Source organism: Aporhodopirellula rubra, from assembly GCF_014192335.1.
Lineage (GTDB): Bacteria > Planctomycetota > Planctomycetia > Pirellulales > Pirellulaceae > Rhodopirellula > Rhodopirellula rubra.
The window spans coordinates 35289-52061 of the sequence record NZ_JACHXU010000012.1 but is presented as its reverse complement, the minus strand read 5'-3'; the positions used below and the strand labels follow the sequence as shown (position 1 = coordinate 52061).

The 16773-nt window shown below is 57.2% G+C and carries 11 protein-coding genes; 6 read left to right on the top strand and 5 right to left on the bottom strand.

Annotated features, from left to right (window positions below):
• Positions 1-149: 149 nt before the first annotated feature.
• Entirely contained in the window at positions 150-479 is a 330-nt protein-coding gene (locus FHS27_RS16740) for a hypothetical protein (protein ID WP_009102635.1), read from the top strand.
• Positions 480-899 (top strand): hypothetical protein, encoded by a 420-nt coding sequence (locus FHS27_RS16735; protein WP_184306047.1) that lies wholly within the window; start codon positions 480-482, stop codon positions 897-899.
• A 208-nt stretch (positions 900-1107) separates the two neighbouring features.
• Here the strand turns inward: FHS27_RS16735 and FHS27_RS16730 are convergent, their stop codons facing one another.
• Together FHS27_RS16730 and FHS27_RS16725 are read right to left on the bottom strand one after the other, a co-directional pair.
• Positions 1108-2226 carry a DUF4272 domain-containing protein gene (locus FHS27_RS16730; protein ID WP_246419953.1) on the bottom strand — a complete coding sequence of 373 codons (1119 nt, stop codon included), beginning with the start codon at positions 2224-2226 and terminating at the stop codon, positions 1108-1110.
• Between the two features lie 26 nt (positions 2227-2252).
• Positions 2253-2696 (bottom strand): hypothetical protein, encoded by a 444-nt coding sequence (locus FHS27_RS16725; protein ID WP_184306045.1) that lies wholly within the window; start codon positions 2694-2696, stop codon positions 2253-2255.
• Positions 2697-2889: 193 nt separating this feature from the next.
• Here FHS27_RS16725 and FHS27_RS16720 point away from each other — a divergent pair, with 193 nt between their 5' ends.
• Positions 2890-4449, top strand: coding sequence for a GIY-YIG nuclease family protein (locus tag FHS27_RS16720; protein ID WP_246419950.1), 1560 nt, complete (start codon positions 2890-2892; stop codon positions 4447-4449).
• A gap of 554 nt (positions 4450-5003) precedes the next feature.
• Entirely contained in the window at positions 5004-8075 is a 3072-nt protein-coding gene (locus tag FHS27_RS16715; RefSeq protein ID WP_184306044.1) for a zinc-dependent metalloprotease, read from the top strand.
• A gap of 141 nt (positions 8076-8216) precedes the next feature.
• On the opposite strand, the gene FHS27_RS16710 is transcribed toward FHS27_RS16715, so the two are convergent.
• Positions 8217-12518: a hypothetical protein gene (locus FHS27_RS16710; protein ID WP_315854591.1), complete on the bottom strand. Its 4302-nt coding sequence runs from the start codon at positions 12516-12518 to the stop codon at positions 8217-8219.
• 571 nt (positions 12519-13089) lie between these two features.
• On the opposite strand from FHS27_RS16710, the gene FHS27_RS16705 reads away from it, so the two are divergent.
• Positions 13090-13557, top strand: coding sequence for a hypothetical protein (locus FHS27_RS16705; RefSeq protein ID WP_184306042.1), 468 nt, complete (start codon positions 13090-13092; stop codon positions 13555-13557).
• Positions 13558-13697: 140 nt separating this feature from the next.
• Here the strand turns inward: FHS27_RS16705 and FHS27_RS16700 are convergent, their stop codons facing one another.
• Together FHS27_RS16700 and FHS27_RS16695 are read right to left on the bottom strand one after the other, a co-directional pair.
• On the bottom strand, positions 13698-14150 hold the full coding sequence (locus FHS27_RS16700) for a DUF4112 domain-containing protein (protein WP_246419987.1): 453 nt from the start codon (positions 14148-14150) through the stop codon (positions 13698-13700).
• Positions 14151-14333: 183 nt separating this feature from the next.
• Positions 14334-15374: a glycosyltransferase family 9 protein gene (locus tag FHS27_RS16695; protein WP_246419946.1), complete on the bottom strand. Its 1041-nt coding sequence runs from the start codon at positions 15372-15374 to the stop codon at positions 14334-14336.
• 314 nt (positions 15375-15688) lie between these two features.
• Here FHS27_RS16695 and FHS27_RS16690 point away from each other — a divergent pair, with 314 nt between their 5' ends.
• The gene (locus FHS27_RS16690) at positions 15689-16717 is read left to right on the top strand and encodes a DUF1573 domain-containing protein (protein WP_184306040.1); all 1029 of its coding nucleotides are present in this window, start codon (positions 15689-15691) and stop codon (positions 16715-16717) included.
• Positions 16718-16773 lie beyond the last annotated feature (56 nt).

Sequence of the window (16773 nt, the reverse complement as noted above, 5' to 3'; positions counted from 1 at the left end):
AGGCGAGGGGACGGGAAGATCGGAAGATCGGCGAGGTCGCGGACTCTCCCTTGACCCGGGCGGGCTGCACGAGGTACCAACCACGCTGGTCCCACGCCGATGTGTCGGCGAGGAAATCCCCTCACAAAGATCCTTCAGGACATTTGCAAATGTTTCGATCCGTTTTGCTGGCCGTTGCGGTCGCGTTCGTTTCCCTTGGTACCGCTCCCGCTCAGACCGCTGAGGCTGCGGAAGTCGTCTCCTACCGTTGCGAAAAATGGATGGCCCGTCACGAGCATGACAAGAAACAAGCCGACCAAATCTTCGAGACGCTGAAGAAGCTCAAATGTGAAGTTGAGCGTCATAGCCACAACGGCCACGAAGACATCAAATATCGTTGTCCAAAATGGTTGAGCCACAAGGCGAAGACTCACGAGGACGCTCATAAGCTCGAAGCGTGGTTGAAAGCGCTTAAGTTCGAGACCAAGCACGAGCACTAAATGTCGCTTCCGATCTCACCAATCGCTGCGTTAGGCATCGCTCAATTGGCCGGTCGCGCCGTTCACGGAACGGTGGAGGCCGTCGCGGAGTTTGCTGATGTGCTAGGGCAGGAGTCAGCCGAGGCGACGTCGGTTTCGTCGGCCGATGACGCGGCCGCACGTGAGGCGACGGAGTCGTTGCGCGGTGTGCTCGTTGATTGGATGCGCCAGTTCGGTTTGCATGGCGACGAGCCGATCGATGTTCGGTTGGATGATGTCAGCGGACAGGTCGAGGTCGGTTCGCCGGATCTCTCTCTGCCGGTGCAGTCCAGAATCGGTGATCTGCAAGACCGGATCAACAGCGACATGACGCTGCGTCAGTCCATCGTGGATTTGCTCAAACAAATCCCCGGGCAATCCGCGTCGCTGCGGTTCGCTTAACCCATCTTCGATCCAGCGTAGGTTAGCTGGCCAACGCGTCATTTCACGAAGCGTCATTTTACGTAGCTCGATCTCTCCGAGACCGAGTTCTAAAGCGTTTCAGCCAATGAGTTAGGTTTTCAAAGGTAGCTACATTCTATTGAACTTTGCTACCTCTCAAGCGCCTGCGCTTTTTGCATCGTTTGTTAGGACAGGCTGGCAGCCTGTCTTACGTGGGTGGTTGGCAGCCGCGTTCGAGCCAATCGCTGGTTTTGTCCCATTCGCTCTCGCCTGAGAGTCCGCAGATCCATGAGATCGCAATGAGGCGTTCGCACACGACACCGGGATCCAAAATCCCTGATAAGTCGTTCTGTGTTTGCTGTGAATCAACGATCGCGTGGAAGCACTGGTAGTGCAGTTCAGCGGCGTCGAGCAGTTCAGTGGCGGACCGCAATCGGGCTTGCTCGATGATCGCTTCATCCGGCAAGTCGATCATCAAACGTGTGACTGCCGTCAGGTCGGCGTGCTCGTCGGGCCATGCCAATTCGAATTGCATGTCGAGTGCCCACTGTAGCGCCATCAACGCTTCGTAACGCCACGCAAGTTCCGTCGCCGCTTGGGCGAGCGAGGCTTGCGTCGCCGGTGAAGGCGCCGTGTCGAAAAATGCACGTTCGCGTGGTGTGAGTGATTCGTATCCGATCGGGCAGCGTGCTTTCATCCGCTCGATGTCGATCGGTTTCCCGGTGAGGATCGATTCGGCTCGCGTGGCGACTAGGAATAACGCGATCGCGCGGCGGGCGACGTCGGAGGCATCGCGAAGTCGGATTTCGTCAACGCCACGTAGCGGCAATAGAGCCTCGACGGGGGCAACGAGTCGGTTACGCAGTTGCACTTCCGTGTTTGCTTTGCGTTGCCGTGCATCGATCGGGAACGGGATCACGGCATCGGGATCCGGGCCGTTTGCCTTCGCGTCGAGCAGCAATCGCCCGGCGGGGTCAAACACGCAGTGATCCTGCGTGATCCAGATCACATTCGCGTCGAGGGCCCAGGCTTGGAGCCCGTGAAAGCCGACGGTGCCATCGACGCTGTCGTCGGTGTCGTCGCTGTCTGTTCCCGCGATTGCGAGCACATGTTTGCGATGCTGCAGGTGCAGGCGGATCGGATCGGCGATTGGGGACGCGTGTCCGGGGCAGTCTTTGTCGGCGAGCCAAGCCAGCAATTCATCGGCGTGGTCAATGGCAACGTCGGTAACTCGCTCCGCTGCCGATTCGGGAAGCTCAGGCAGGGAGCGGAGCGTTGAAACGGCGAACGCTCGCCGCGATACGATTTCGTCGTTCGGTTCAGGCAAGGATGGGTGAAACGGCGACACCGGGCTCAGCCGATGCCCCATTTTTCTTGGAACCAGGCAACTCGGTCGGCACGACGTGGGCTGTAGTTTGCCGTCGGTTTGAACTTCTCGCGTTTGAGGAAACTGATCATCGAAGCGGCGGGCACGTGAGCGTGCTGGGTGATCGCATCGGTGGTTTCCGAATCAGCTTTCCAGTTGTAAATGATTGCTTTTTCGCGTTCAAACCACTCGTCGAGGTATTGAGCGTCGGTCGAGCTAACGACGACGTGCTCGTATTCCTTCTTGCAAAGGAACCCGAGGATCCGCCCAGCCATATCGCGGGTTCGTGCTGTGTCCCCGTCGCAAGTTGCTGCTGCGACGTTCCACACAGAGGTAAATCCGTGTTCGTCGACGTCGTCCTTGTTGTACTGAAGTACGACTTCAGGAGCGGCTTCTGGGGTTTCAGCTTCTTCGGTCGGCTCGGTGGTCATAAAAGTCTGAGAACACTCATCGGGGGGGAATAGGTGAGGAAATCAAGTTTCTATTAGACGCAAAAAACTCGGTCTAGAGAAGTCCCCCCGTAAATTCAGCTTGGTGAACGTCCGCTGATGGGGCATAATCCTTCACGTTGTGGGCGCGGACGCGTCAGCCCGAACGGCAGTTACCACGGACTCGGCGGCACGGATGGCAGGGAAAAGGACGACTCGCAGGCGAACGCCTCATGATCCGGCCACCGGTTTGTTGCCGCTCGATGAGTCGACCGCTGAAGATGAGTCGACCGCTGAATACGAGTTGTCTGTTGGTGATTCGGTACCGGACGATTCGCTCGCGAATGATTCATCTGCGATCGACGCATCAGGCAAAGTATCGGGACAAGCTTCAGGTAAAGCATCCGGTGAAACGCCAGCACGTTCGGATCGTGTTGCCGAAGCGATCCCCAAGAAAGGGTACCGTGTTTCTCGGCGGACCGGCTCGCTACGTCGTCCGCCTCCACCCGCGATCGCCGGAGGAGAAACCGCCGCGGCGAGTGTCTCCGAAACGTTGACGCAAGGATTCGGCAACAACCCGTTTGACCCGTACCACGCCGATACCGTCCAACGGGCGGGATACAGCGGTCGGCCGACGGAGATGATTGGCGGTGAAACGAGCCGTGAACTACGCGACCAGGTTCAATCGCTCTGTCCACCTGTGCCGGGTGTTTATGGCATGTTTAACCGGTCGGGAGAGTTGATCTATGTCGGCAAAAGCAATTCACTGCGCAACCGGTTGTCGAGTTACTTCGGGCAATCCGCACGCGGCGAGAAAGCCGGCCGAATCATCGAACACACCCGCGCGATCCAGTGGGAAACCCAACCGAGTGACTTTGCGGCCCAACTCCGCGAACAGTCGCTGATCCGACGTTGGATTCCGCGGTTCAACGTCCAGGGCGTTCCCGAACGGCAACGGCCGGTTTACTTGTGTTTGGGGCGGAAGCCTGCGGAGACGTTTTACATCGCGTCATCCCCACCGGCGAAATCCGAATGTGTTGCCGTCGAGGGACCGTTCTTCGGCGCCGGACGAATGTCACGCGTCGTCGATGCACTCAACAAAACGTTTCGGCTTCGCGACTGCAGCCAGCAAACGGTGTTTCAGTTTTCAGAGCAGTTGTCTTTGTTTGACGTTCAGCCACGGCCGGGTTGTTTGCGGTTGGAGATCGGCACATGTTTGGGCCCGTGTGCGGCCGCCTGCAGTCGTGAGGAATACGCCACGCGGGTGAGCGAGGCGGAGAGTTTTCTCGACGGGTTTAATGAGGAACCGTTGATCGCAACGCAAGAGATCATGGACAACGCGTCGGCTAACCGGCAGTACGAGTTGGCCGCCCGTGCGCGTGATACGTTGAAGTCGTTGAACTATGCCCAACGAAAACTGGGGCACCTCGCCGACGCTCGGCAAAAGTACTCGTTCGTTTACGCCGCGACCGGGTACGACGGTCGATCGATTTGGTACTTGATTCGTCGCGGCGAAATCGTCGATGTCGCCGCCGCGCCCGCCGACGCAGCCCAGTACCGCGAAATCAAACCGTTGATGAAGAAGTGGGCGTCCCGGCTCGCGGCAGGAAACAGCCGGGTGACGTCCGATTATCCCTACACCGTCTCGGTCGTGGCGGCATGGTTTCGCAAACATCGCAAAGAGCTGAAACAAAGCTTCGCCCCCGAAACGGCCGGCCGCAAATACCGACATCTATCCCGCGTCCCGGTCGCTTGATCGATTGTCCAGTTTGAGAAAAACGCAAGCCGCGTAAAGCTCGATCAGGCGTTTGTGATTCACTCGCCCGCCGATCGACCCGTTGCGAGCGCTGCGGCAACTCGCCAGCGTTGGCATCACTAAATGCATGCGTTCTACCCAATCATCTTGAGACATAACGTCGTCAGCGCCGCGTCCGAAACCAAACTGTACAAACAGCAAATGTTGGCACCGGTCAGCGTGAGTTTGTTGGAGCCTTCTCACCGGTAGGCGATCCGACGTGTGACAGAAAATTCGTTCGCGAGCATCCACGGTCGAAACTGAATCCATTACCGCGGTTGATTGGCTGTCTCCTCATCGTTTCCGGTTACGGATGCACGCGTTTGACCGGTTTTGACGATGGTCGTGAGCCCTTAGCCTTCGTCGTTTTGTTTGCGTAAAATGGGATATATCGGATAAAACAGGTAGAAACGGTAACCGATCCCGATCCAAACGCTCAGGTCGTGACGTAGACTGATATGTTGCTGTTTCCCCACCTTCGCCTGCCCCCTCCTAGGACTATCTGGATTTTTGGTATGACTCGAATCTGCCAGCGAATCACACGCTTGTTCGCTCTTCCTGCTCTGTTCGCCGTTACGATGCCGATTGCGGCATTGGCGATCGCCCCCTCGTCGACCGTATCCGCGGCCGACTCTCTGCCTGAGTTTTCGAAAATTTCGGAAGGGTTTGAGAAAGTAGCCGTTTCGGATCAACAGATCGATAAAGGGCTGTTCAATATTTGGAAGCGAGACAAGGACTCCGCCGTTATCGGCGAGCTGCCTAAGAACTTCAAAGGCAAGAGTTACTTCATCGCATTGACGCTCAGCAGCGGTGACCGTTACGCCGGATTGCAATCAGGCGACTGGGTCGTGCAGTGGCGTCGTTATGACGATCGCATCGCGTTGATCGCGCCGAATCTCGACGTGCGTGCGACCGGTGATGCCGAATCAAAAGCCTCGGTGAAGCGATTGTTCACCGATCGCGTTTTGCTCGACGTGCCGATTCTCGCGATCGGACCTCAAGGCGGTCCCGTGATCGACATCGACAGTCTGTTGGTGGGCAACGCGAGTCAGTTCTTTGGTGGATCGGTCCGGGTCACGAACTCACGTTTGTACTCGATCGAATCATGCAAGGTGTTCCCTAAGAACGTCGAGTTGGCGTTTGAAGTCGTGGGCAACCGCGGTCAATTGCAAACACTGCACTACTCGTTCAGCGAAGTACCGAGCGGTTCGTCGGGATTCAAACCACGTGTTGCCGATGAACGCGTCGGCTATTTCACGACCTCGTTCTCCGATTTGAGTCAGTACGATACCGACGACACTCGCGTGCGTTACATCAACCGTTGGAAGTTGGAAAAACGTGATCCGAAACTCAAACTCAGCCCTCCCAAAGAGCCGATCCGTTTCTATGTCGAACACACCGCACCGGTTCGTTACCGGCGTTGGATCAAAGCCGGTATCGATTATTGGAACAAGGCATTCGAAAAGATCGGAATCGTTGACGCGATCGTGATCGAGTACCAGGACGCCGTCAGCGGCATCCACATGGAAAAAGATCCTGAAGACGTTCGGTACAACTTCGTGCGATGGCTCAACAACGACATCGGTACCGCGATTGGTCCGAGCCGAGTGCATCCCGAAACGGGAGAAATCCTCGACGCCGACATCATCCTGACCGATGGGTGGATCCGGCACTTCAATTTCAATTACGCCGAACTGATGCCCAACCTCGCAATGGAAGGCGTCAGCGCCGAAACCCTCGCATGGCTCGGCACTCGTCCGAATTGGGACCCACGGGTTCGTATGGGGCGACCTGAAAACGTGCATTCGTTGCGTGCCAAGTATGCCCGCCAGGCTGCACAGCCGATGGCCGGTTACAAGATGGCGCAAGCCGATCCGGCGATGTTGGGTGATGATGAGTTCGACGGTTTGATCGGACACGTCAGCCAAAAGAACGGTCTCTGCATGGCCGCGACTGGTCGCAGCATGGATCTCGCACTGGCCCGAATGAACTGGGCTCTGTCGCTGCACGCCGACGTCGAAGCGGAACTCGATAAGAAGAAAGAGAAGGAAGCCAAGAAGAAGAAACAGGAAGAAGAGGCCGCCGCGGACGATGAAGACGCCGACGACAAAGACGGTGACGTTAAGTCCGACGACGATTCGAAGAAAGAAGAAAAAGCCGATGAAGACGGCAAGGACGACGACGACGACGACGACGAAGCTGATGAGGATGACGAGGATGACGAGGAAGAAAAGAAAGCCGACGAGGCCAAGAAAGAGAAGGAAGAACTTCTCGACGGCATGCCGGAATGGTTCGTCGGTCCGTTGCTCGCTGATCTGGTCGCTCACGAAGTCGGCCACACCCTCGGTCTGCGACACAATTTCAAAGCCTCAGCACTGCACACGATGGCCGAAATCAACAGCGATGAAGTGAAGGGCAAAAAGCCATTCGCCAGTTCGGTGATGGATTACATGCCGATCAACTACCGCTACGACGTCGGTGAAGTGCAAGGCGATTACGCGATGACTGACATCGGTCCCTACGATTTCTGGGCGATTGAATACGGTTATACGTTGAAGGAATCGGATCTCAAGGACATCGTCAAACGGTGTTCCGAGCCGGAATTACAATACGCGACCGACGAAGACACCAGCGGTCCGGATCCGTATGCACGCCGTTACGATTTCGGGAAAGACCCGCTGACGTACACGAACGAACAAGCGAAGTTGATCCAATTGTATCGTGATCGACTGCTCGAAAAATTTGTCAAAGACGGTGACAGTTGGGCGAAAGCTCGCCGTGGTTATGAACTGACCCTCGGGCTGCAAATGCGTTCGGTCAGCATGATGGCCAATTGGATCGGTGGTGCGTTCGTGAACCGTGACAAGAAGGGCGACCCCGGCGACCGCGTTCCTGTTCAAGTGGTTCCTGCAAAGGATCAACGGGATGCGTTGAAGTTCGTGATCGACACGAGTTTCCGTGACGAAGCCTATGGCCTGAAGCCGGAAATTCTCGAACGTCTCGGTGTCGACAAGTGGCTCGACGGTGGAGCTCATTCGGGCATGTCCGACGAGGCTACCTGGCCGATTCATGATCGTGTTTTGGACATGCAAGCGTCGGCACTGACGTTGCTGATGAACCCCACGACCCTGCGTCGGATTTATGACAACGAACTGCGATTGCCTGAAGATCAGGACGCGTTGACGTTGCCCGAAATGCTCAACAGCGTGACGACGGCCGTTTGGTCGGAGCTCGACGAAGCGTGTCCGGAAGGTCGCAACGATCGCAAGCCGATGATCTCATCGCTGCGTCGTAACCTGCAACGCGAACACCTGCAGCGACTCGTCGATTTGATCTTGGAAGACTCGCCGGGAACCGCCGCTTACAGTCCGATCAGTAATCTGGCTCGGATGGAACTGCGAACTCTCGCGGCGGGAATGGAATCGACACTGAAGAAATGTGAAGGCAAGATGGACGCTTACACGTTGGCTCACTTGAGCGAAAGCAAAGAGCGTATCAAACGTGCCCTCGACGCTGGATACACTTACGGTGGGAAACAAGCCGGTGGCGGAGCGATGATGTTCATCATCGGTGAAGAAGCCGAGTAAGACCTGCCGAAGCGTTGCCGCCGAACATGGAGGAACGCGTCGAGTCTCTATCAACGAAACCAGCCGCATCACTGCGGCTGGTTTTTTTTATTGTCGGTAGCGGACGAGGTCCGTCGTTTGCGTTCTGTCCCAACGCGTTTGCTACACGAGTTCTTCCGCTTCGGCTGCTTCTTCGGTCGCCTTGGGCGTTGCCCCCGACTGCGAACGATAGTTCAGATCGGTCAGTAGCGAGAACCCTTCTTTGACACAGATGCCGGCGATGATCAGTGCCGCAACGGCAGCGATGATTTTCAGCATTGGCAGGTTGACCAACACGACCGCGGCGAGACCGCACAGCATCGCGATGCCCGCTTGGCCGAATTTGACCATCGCTTGCATGCGCGTTGTGTGGCTCTGGGTCTTGTTGCTGCGTGTGATCGCGGACCGGGCCGACGCGTTGGCGAGTTCTCGCATCGCGGACAGGTCGCTGTTTCGTTCCGGGGCTTGCGATCGTGGCACCAATGGTGCGTTCGGGTCCGTCTCCGGTGCATCGGCCTGTTCTTTGTCGAATGATTCGCTTTGATCCATTTCGGCGCCGATGTGCGTATCCGCTTTCGAAACCGGAGCGGCCGGTTTTTCAACTGGCTTGGCCGCCGGTTTGGATGCCGACGCAGCAGGAGCAGCCGGTTCACCTTGAACACGCTGAAGCAAACGGTTCATGTAAGCTTCGATTGAATCGTCTTCCAGTTCGCTTTCGTCGCTGGTGGACGCGACAACGGTTTCGGCCGCTGGCTCGTTGCTTTCGGTGCTCAGTTCGGCGACGTCTTCACGTTCGTCGCGGTATTGTTCGATGCTCTCTGAATACGACGAGGCGACTTCGTCGGACTCGTGCCCGTCCTCATCATCTTGCATGAAAGCTTCGGCTTCCTTTTCGACGACGGTTTGGTGAACGAGGTCGGAAAGATTCGCTTCGGCGGCAGCGTCTTGGTCGAAGGACTGTTCGATTTCGTTGGCCGGCGCGTCTTCTTCGCATTCGTCTTTTTGCCAATCATTGCGGCCGTTCCACATCGCCGTGGCGGACGTGTCTTCGATCGAAGGTTCGCGTGATTCGTCGTCGATCGCAAGAGAGGGCTTCTTTTCAATACCTAAATCTCGCATCAACTGATCGGCGAGTGATCCCTCGGGAATTTCCGATGCCGAATCCGACGATTCATCGTGTGTGGGCCATTCGCGGGCAGGTTCGCTGACCGTTTCGCTCGCGAAGGAGGCTTCGGCAGAGTGGTCGTCGACCGATGTCGTGTATGGCGGTTCGTTATCGTATGAGTTGTCGAACGCGTCGGCGGATTCCATCGCGTCGACTGCCGAATCATCGAATTGCTCGGCCGTTTCGCTACGTTCTTGAGGCAGCAGGTACGTTTGCGATTCGTCAGGCCATTGCGGCAAAGCTTCGGCCACAGTTTGGGCGGCAATTTCATCGGCCTCGGAATCTGCGATCGGTTCGTTTGTCGTTTGCCATGCAGATTCTTCTTCAGGTGCTTCGCCGGAAACGTCTTCGCTGTACGCGGGTTCGGTTTCGTCGGTGATCATCGAAGACTCGGTGCTCTGCCATGCAGACGGGGCATCGTCGGTGAGCGCCTCCTCGGTTGGGATGGCTGGCATCGTCGGTGGCAATTCTTCAGGGGCCACATCGTTCGACGAAGTGAGCAACGACATCGGAGCCGAGGTTTCGTCGACGATCGATTGCGAAGGTTCTGGTTCGACGGAGGAATAGGTCGGCCACACGTCTTGATCGTCGATCGATTCGGAAGTTTCGGTCGCCCACAACGCAGCGGGTGATGCCGAGACGGAATCTTCGGGAGTGTTGTCCGCAGGATCGTCGGCGATGTTTTCTGCGGTTTCGTCGGTGACCGTTGCGGCCGGTTCGCTCAAGGCGGATGGCTCGAAGGTTTCTGGCTGCGTTTCGAAGTCCGCGACCGAGTTTTCCAATTCGGTTGGCGTTTCAGGTTCGGCCGGTATGTCGGCGGTCAATGAAAGCGAGGCCGGTTCGATGCTGTCCGCCTCGACGTTTTCTGCTCCGGCGTTTTCCACTTCGGCGAGGGAGTCGAGAGCCGCTTCCGCGGGTTCTTCGACTTGCCATTGAGGAGCTTCGGAAGGCGATTGCGATGCCGTCGCGGATGGCTCAGCGACGGTTGCCGCGTCGTCGTGCTCGAGTTCAAGATCGAGTTCGACGGCTTCGGCAGAGTCGTTGTCGACGTTGGCGATTGAGCCGATGTCGCTGCCCACGAGTCCGAATTTCGGTGCAACGGATGGCACTTCCGATTTGCCGGATCCGCCGATCACGTCACGGGTTTTTTGTTCGAGATGCTCGATCCGGTCGAGCGTGTCGTCATGATCGCGGTTGGAACGGTCGAACAGTTCGCGAGTGTCCTTGGCGTCTTGCAACGCTGTGTCGCGTTGGCGGCGGAGTTCTTCCTGTTCGCTGATGGCGAGATCACGTTCGGCTTGCATCGCCTGCAGGTCTTGCATCGCGGCGTCGAGTTTGGCTTCGGCGGCGAGACGTGCCGTTTCGGCTTCGTCGCGGACCCGCACGGCCCGTTCGCATTTTTGGCGAGCATCGGCGAGATGCGATTGGGCTTCCTGGTACCGGCGTTCGGCCTGTTCTTCTTGGCGTGCCCATTGCTCGCGACTGAGTTCGGCGCTCTTCTGGTCTTGTCCGGCACGCTCTTTGAACGCGAGCAGTTCATCGCGTTCGGCGATGACGGCGTTGCGTTCGGCGGCGGCATCATCGCGCTCTTGGCGAGCACGTAGCACATCAGTCCGTGCGGCCTCGAGGTCGCGGCGTGCGGCTTCGCAGTCGATTTTGGCGGCATCGCATTCGCCGCGTGCGATGTCGCACTCACGCATCGCGGTTTCGCGTTCGGCACGAGCTTCGTCGCGTTCGGCGTGCGCGCCGGTGAGTTGATCGACAAGACGATCGTTCTCGTCACGCAGTTTCGACAACTGGGCTTGAGCCCCGGCGAGGTCGAGCGACAATTCCTCGAGGCTGGTGCGGAGCGTTTCGACTTCGGCGGTCCAGGATTCACGGTCCGCTTCGTGACGTTCGCGGTTTTCGCGAATGGTGTCTTCGAGGTTCGAGATCGTGCGTCGGGCGAGTTCGCAATCTTTGTCGAGTGATTCGGCGTCGCGGCGGGTGCGAGCGATCTCGCTCTGCATTTCCTCGATTTCGGATCGCAGTTGTTCTTCGATCGATTCGAGTTCGACGCAGCGTACTGCGAGTTTCTTGCGTTCCGATTCGATCTTGGATTGAGCTTCGCGAGAGGCGTCACGCTCTTCAGCGATTTCGTCACGCTGTGCGAACGCTTCGTCTCGGTCAAACTCGAGATCTTCGATCCGTTGTTGGTGTTCGCGGTTGCGGTCTGCCTCGAGTTGTTGCAGCGTTTCCTGTTGCTGCGATAATTGAACGAGTTGTTCATTGAGTGACGCGAACTTCTCCCGCATCTGCTCGACCGCGGACGTTGCCGCTTCGGCTTGCATACGTGAGGCGCGGACCCGCTCTTCGCTCTCGGCAATTTTCTGAGCGTTGACGGTTTCTTGTCGTTTGAAACGATCTTGCTCTTCGAGCAATCGTTCGATCTGTTGACGATGCAAGCGATCGCGACCGTCGAGACGTTCCTGTTGCAGACGCAGGTGCTCTCGTCCGGTGGCGAGTTCATCCTGCTGCAGTTGCAGTTCGTCACGGTGTTTGAGCAGGTCTTGATAGCGACGCTGGAACTCTTCGTGAACTTCGAGTGCGGCGGACTCCTGTGTTTGCAGTTCGTCCTCGCGCTGCTGCAGTGCCTGCAGTTGTTTTTCGAGTGTGGTTTGTTGTTCGATCAATTCGCGTTCGCGAGTTTTGCACCACGCGTCGCGACGCTGAACGTCTTGTTTGAGGGCACGCCACTGTTTGGCTTCCTCATGAAACGATCGTGACCAATCCTGCGAGGAATCGTCGCCACGCGAGTCGGTGTGTCCGTCGAAGCCGACGAGGCCGTGCGCGACAGCCTGGCTGACTGCGTCGGCGGGACGAGGTGTGTTCTCGAGCAATTCAAATTCGTACGAACCGAGGCGTAAGCGATCGCCGACGTTGATCATGCCTTCGGTGACGCGGACGTCGTTGATTTGAATCGGTACCGAATACGCACGAACGAGAATGCGTTCGTGGTCACGGATCAGGACCGCGTGAAGTGACCGCAGGCTGGTATCTTCGAGCCGGATCGAGCAGCCGACACCGTTGCCGAGTGTGTATCGGGCACCGGCGAGTCGCAGTCGGCGGGTCGGTTGACCTTCGCTACGGACGCGAAACTCAATGCTGGGTTCACGACGCCATGTCGAAGGGGTTTGTGCCCAGCGATCGGTATCGAGTTGATCTTGATCGTCGGATGCGTTCCGGTTTCCCAGCGATTGTTCTCTCGCGGTTGTACTCACGGCGTTACCTGTCATCGAGGGCTGCGAGAAATCCGATTGCCACGACGAAACATCAAAGCTGGCAGCAGCTTCATCGAGAGTTGTCGTTGCAGATGGTCTGGAGGGGGAGTGATCGTTGGCCACCACGGATGTCCTTCTCACGGGGGTGTGTTCCAAAGTCGGCTACGAGGGCCCACTTATTCACAATGGATCGGTTGTATCGGTCATACGCATGAAGCGAACTGCGTACTTTTTGCCACTGAATCGGAAAATTCGTTGAAGCGACGGGAAAAACCTCCGTTCGCATGTGAAATTAGGAGTTTCGCTAAAAAATGCGCCGTCGCGGATCGTCCGGGCTTCGGAGAGGGAGTCGAGGCCATTTAGGACTTTGGGGACCGAGAAACGAGGCGACGTTCGTTCCGGAATGCAGGCCCGCATGCGAAAAACAGAAAAGCGAAGATTAATTTTGGTGTGGTGTCCGGTGCCCCCCGCCAATTTGCATAGATATGATGAGAGCGGTCATCAGTCACCGCGAAAATCGATTCACTCAGAATTTTGTAACGCATCGCCCCTTTTCACGGAGAGTCAAACAATGTCTCGCTTTACCAAACGAATTTGCCAGTTCTGCCTGATCGCCGCGTCGATCTTCGCTTTCAACAGTGCCACGACCGCCGAAGCCGGTGGATATCGCCAGACCTACTCGTCGTGGAATTACCACCCGACCCGCACCTACTACTACACGACGTACCGGTATCAGCCCGTGGTGACGGTTCCCACCTATCACCATCACTACTGCATCCACTACCCATCGCGTCCTCGCTACGTGTATTACTACAACCCGGTCCGCCGCGTTTACTGGGGCCGCTACGATCTGCAAGAGTCGGGCTACTCGATGTTGAAGCCAGAAGATCAAAAGGGTGACCTCGAAGCGATTCCGGAAGCCGCGTTCCCGAAACCATCCGCGATGCCTCCGATTCCTGAATCGACCGACGGAGTCGCGATGGCCAAACCAGAGCTGAAAGACCTGCCGAGCATCAAGGCAGACGTCGACACCCCGTAATCGGGTTTGTCACAACAGCGATCGATCACGAACCCTCGTCGGAGTCATCCGGCGAGGGTTTTTTGCGGATGGTGGGTAGCGGATGGTGGGTAACGGGCTCTTTTGCGATTCTTCTGTAACGAGAGTTCGCGAGATCTCGATCAGGTGACGACCGCACCCGCCCACTTCAGCAGTTCGTTGATTACGAACGCGATCAGAACGAACAGCCCTGCGAAAACAGCGATCATCACCGCAAAAATCGCCAACAGGATTGGCCACGCGTGTCCGTTGTGTTTGCCCTCGTTGTAATGCTCGCGCATCAGACGGAGGTTACGGCTGTTGGCTCGGAAGAAGAGGTCGAACACGTTCCCCGCGAGTGGTACCGAGCCCACGATCGCATCGAGCACCACATTGCCCAGCATTCGGAGCACGAGCATGGGGCTGGCCCCGTGTTTGGCCATGGTCGCGATTAAGGCGCCGGACATTGCAAGGCTGACGGCATCACCGGCACCAGGAACCAGCCCCAATAGAAAGTCCAATCCGAACTTGATGCGTGTTCCGGGGATCCGGAATTTCGCGTCTAGCAGTTGGGTTGTGTTGTCCACCCACCGCATCCGGTTCGCCTCGCCCGGCGTGGACGGGCGGTTTTGGGGCGAGCCGACTATCGACTGACCCGATGGCGATGATGGTGGCGTGCGTTTCAAGGAGACAAAACCGTAGGAGTCAATGGAGCGGCGACGGGTGTGATTGCCAACATCCTAACGCGTTCCAGGTTTCGTCGTCCGGTCGGCAGTCGATTAGGCGGCTCGCGAAAGCGAACCTGCGTGCATTTCGTCGATGACCGCACAAACGTGTTCCACGCCGATGGCTTTCATGGCCCGGTTGTCGGCTTTGCGTCGATGGCGTCGGCTGCCGGACTCGTACTGCAACTGCAATGCCACTTCGTTGTACGGGCCGCTGTCGCCGGGACGTGTCGCGCCGTAGAGCCCGATCGTTCGTGTTTTCAACGCGACCGCCATGTGCAACGGTCCGGTATCGCCGCTGATGAAAAGGTCTCCCGTTTCGATCAGGGCCGCGAGTGTTTTGAGGCTGGTGTCGGGGGCGAGGGTCGCGGTCTTGCCGGACAATTCGACGATTTCCTCGGCCATCAACCTTTCTTCGAAAGATCCCCACACGACGAGGCTGTGATATCCGTATCGGTCGGCGAGGTAGCGAGCGGTGGAGGCGAATCGGTCGGCCTCCCACAATTTGGATGGCCACGTGCCGCCTGGATTCAGGATCGCGACGTGCGGAGCGCGGATCGAATTGCGATAACTCGTCGCCCATTTTCGATCGCCCGGTTCGAGCGGCAGGTCCCAGCGAACGTCGGGGTGGTGAATTCCGAGCGGGGTGAGCAGTTCGAGTGATCGGTCGGTGACGTGATGGAATACCGGCGTTACTTTTTCGTTGTTGAAGAACCCGCTCAGCTCCATCGCGTGTTTGCCGGCGAAACCGATTCGCTGTTTCGCACCGGCCAGTTTGCCAGCGAGTGCGGATTTGGAATTGCCCTGGCAATCGATTGAGATGTCAAAGCGATGTTCCCGAAGGATCGATCTCGCGTTGAGGATCCCTTTGGGCGAAGTGAACCATCCGCGTTCGAGTTCGATGACGCTGTCGATGTCGCGATGGCCGCGAACCATCGGTGCCGACTTCTTTTCGATGACCCACCCGATGTAGGCGTCGGGGAAATGATCCCGCAAACAACAGGCGACCGGCAGCGTCAAGATCGCGTCACCAATCGCGCTCATCCGAGAAATCAGAATACGCGGAGAAACCAGCGGGGATTCAAAATCGGACATCGTATCGGTCTTCGGTTCGCAGGTCGTCGGATCGCAAAGGCGTCTGGGGGGACATTGCAAACCTAACAATCCGAACGAACCGATCACCAGATCATTTTTGCATGTCCGGTCGGACCCGCAAAATCACATTAGTGATTATCAGATGCTTGGTGAAGCCAAAGAATCTGCGAGATTTACGTAATTACCCCCCGGGCTGCCTTGCCCGTCCGCAAAGCAACTGTACTATTGACCGTAACCAGTCGACTGCTACCGATGTGACGGTGCTTTTTCGGCTGCCCCGACCTCCTAACCCCGTCTCCTGGAGGAGACCTGTGATGGCTCGATTGAATACTTTCTTGATCTGCTTCGTCTCAATGGCCTGTGTGCCTGCATCTGTCGTCGTAACGACAACAGCTGCTCATGCAGATTGGTCTGACGCAGTGTTCCCGGTGAAAAGCCACAGCTTTGGCACGGTTGCCGTAGCGTCGAAGACGGAATTCAAGTTCCCGATTCGTAACACGACCGGTCGAGACATGCACATCCGAGAGGTACGGGCGAGTTGTGGTTGCACGACTCCGATTCTTTCGTCGAACTACATCCCTGCCGGCGGTGAAGGTTACCTGTTGGCTCGCTTCAACACGCCGACCTTCCGTGGCAAGAAGGGGGCAACCCTTACTGTCGTGATCGATCAGCCGTTTTACAGCGAAGTCCAGTTGAAGGTCGACGGTTACATCCGCAGTGACATGGTCTTCCATCCCGGTAGCGTTGAATTCGGGACCATCAACCAAGGCGAAGCCAAAACGGGCGGAACGAAAATCTACTACGCCGGACGCAGCGATTGGCAAGTCGTCGACATCCGCGCTAACCAATCGTGGTTGATCCCTCAATTCAAACAGATCGAACGGGGACCGGGCAAAGCAACGTACGAGTTGACAATCGCCGTTCGTGAAGACGCTCCCGCCGGAACGTTCCAAGACGAAGTGATCGTGCAAACGAACGATCGCAGCATGCCTCGCGTGCCACTGCGTGTTTCGGGCAACGTGGTCACTTCGCTGAACATCTCGCCAAAATCGATCGCCTTTGGCACCGTTAAACCGGACCAAGAGTTGGTCCAACGACTCGTGATCACCGGACGGGAACCGTTCGCGATCGCGTCGATCAAGTGCCCCGGTTGGAATGTCGAATTCGACAACAACGGAGCCGAAAAGAAGATCCACGTGCTGAGCATTAAGATGACCCCAGACAGCGCTCGGGGGGCTCAGCGATCCGCATTGACGATCGAGACCGCAGGCGAGAAGTCGATCACCGCCAAAGCGATCCTGACCGCGGACGTGATCAGCGAACAAGTCGTCGTCGCTCGCTAAAACGACACGTTAACGAGAACAGAAAAAAGCCCGTTGCCAACGCAGCGGGCTTTTTT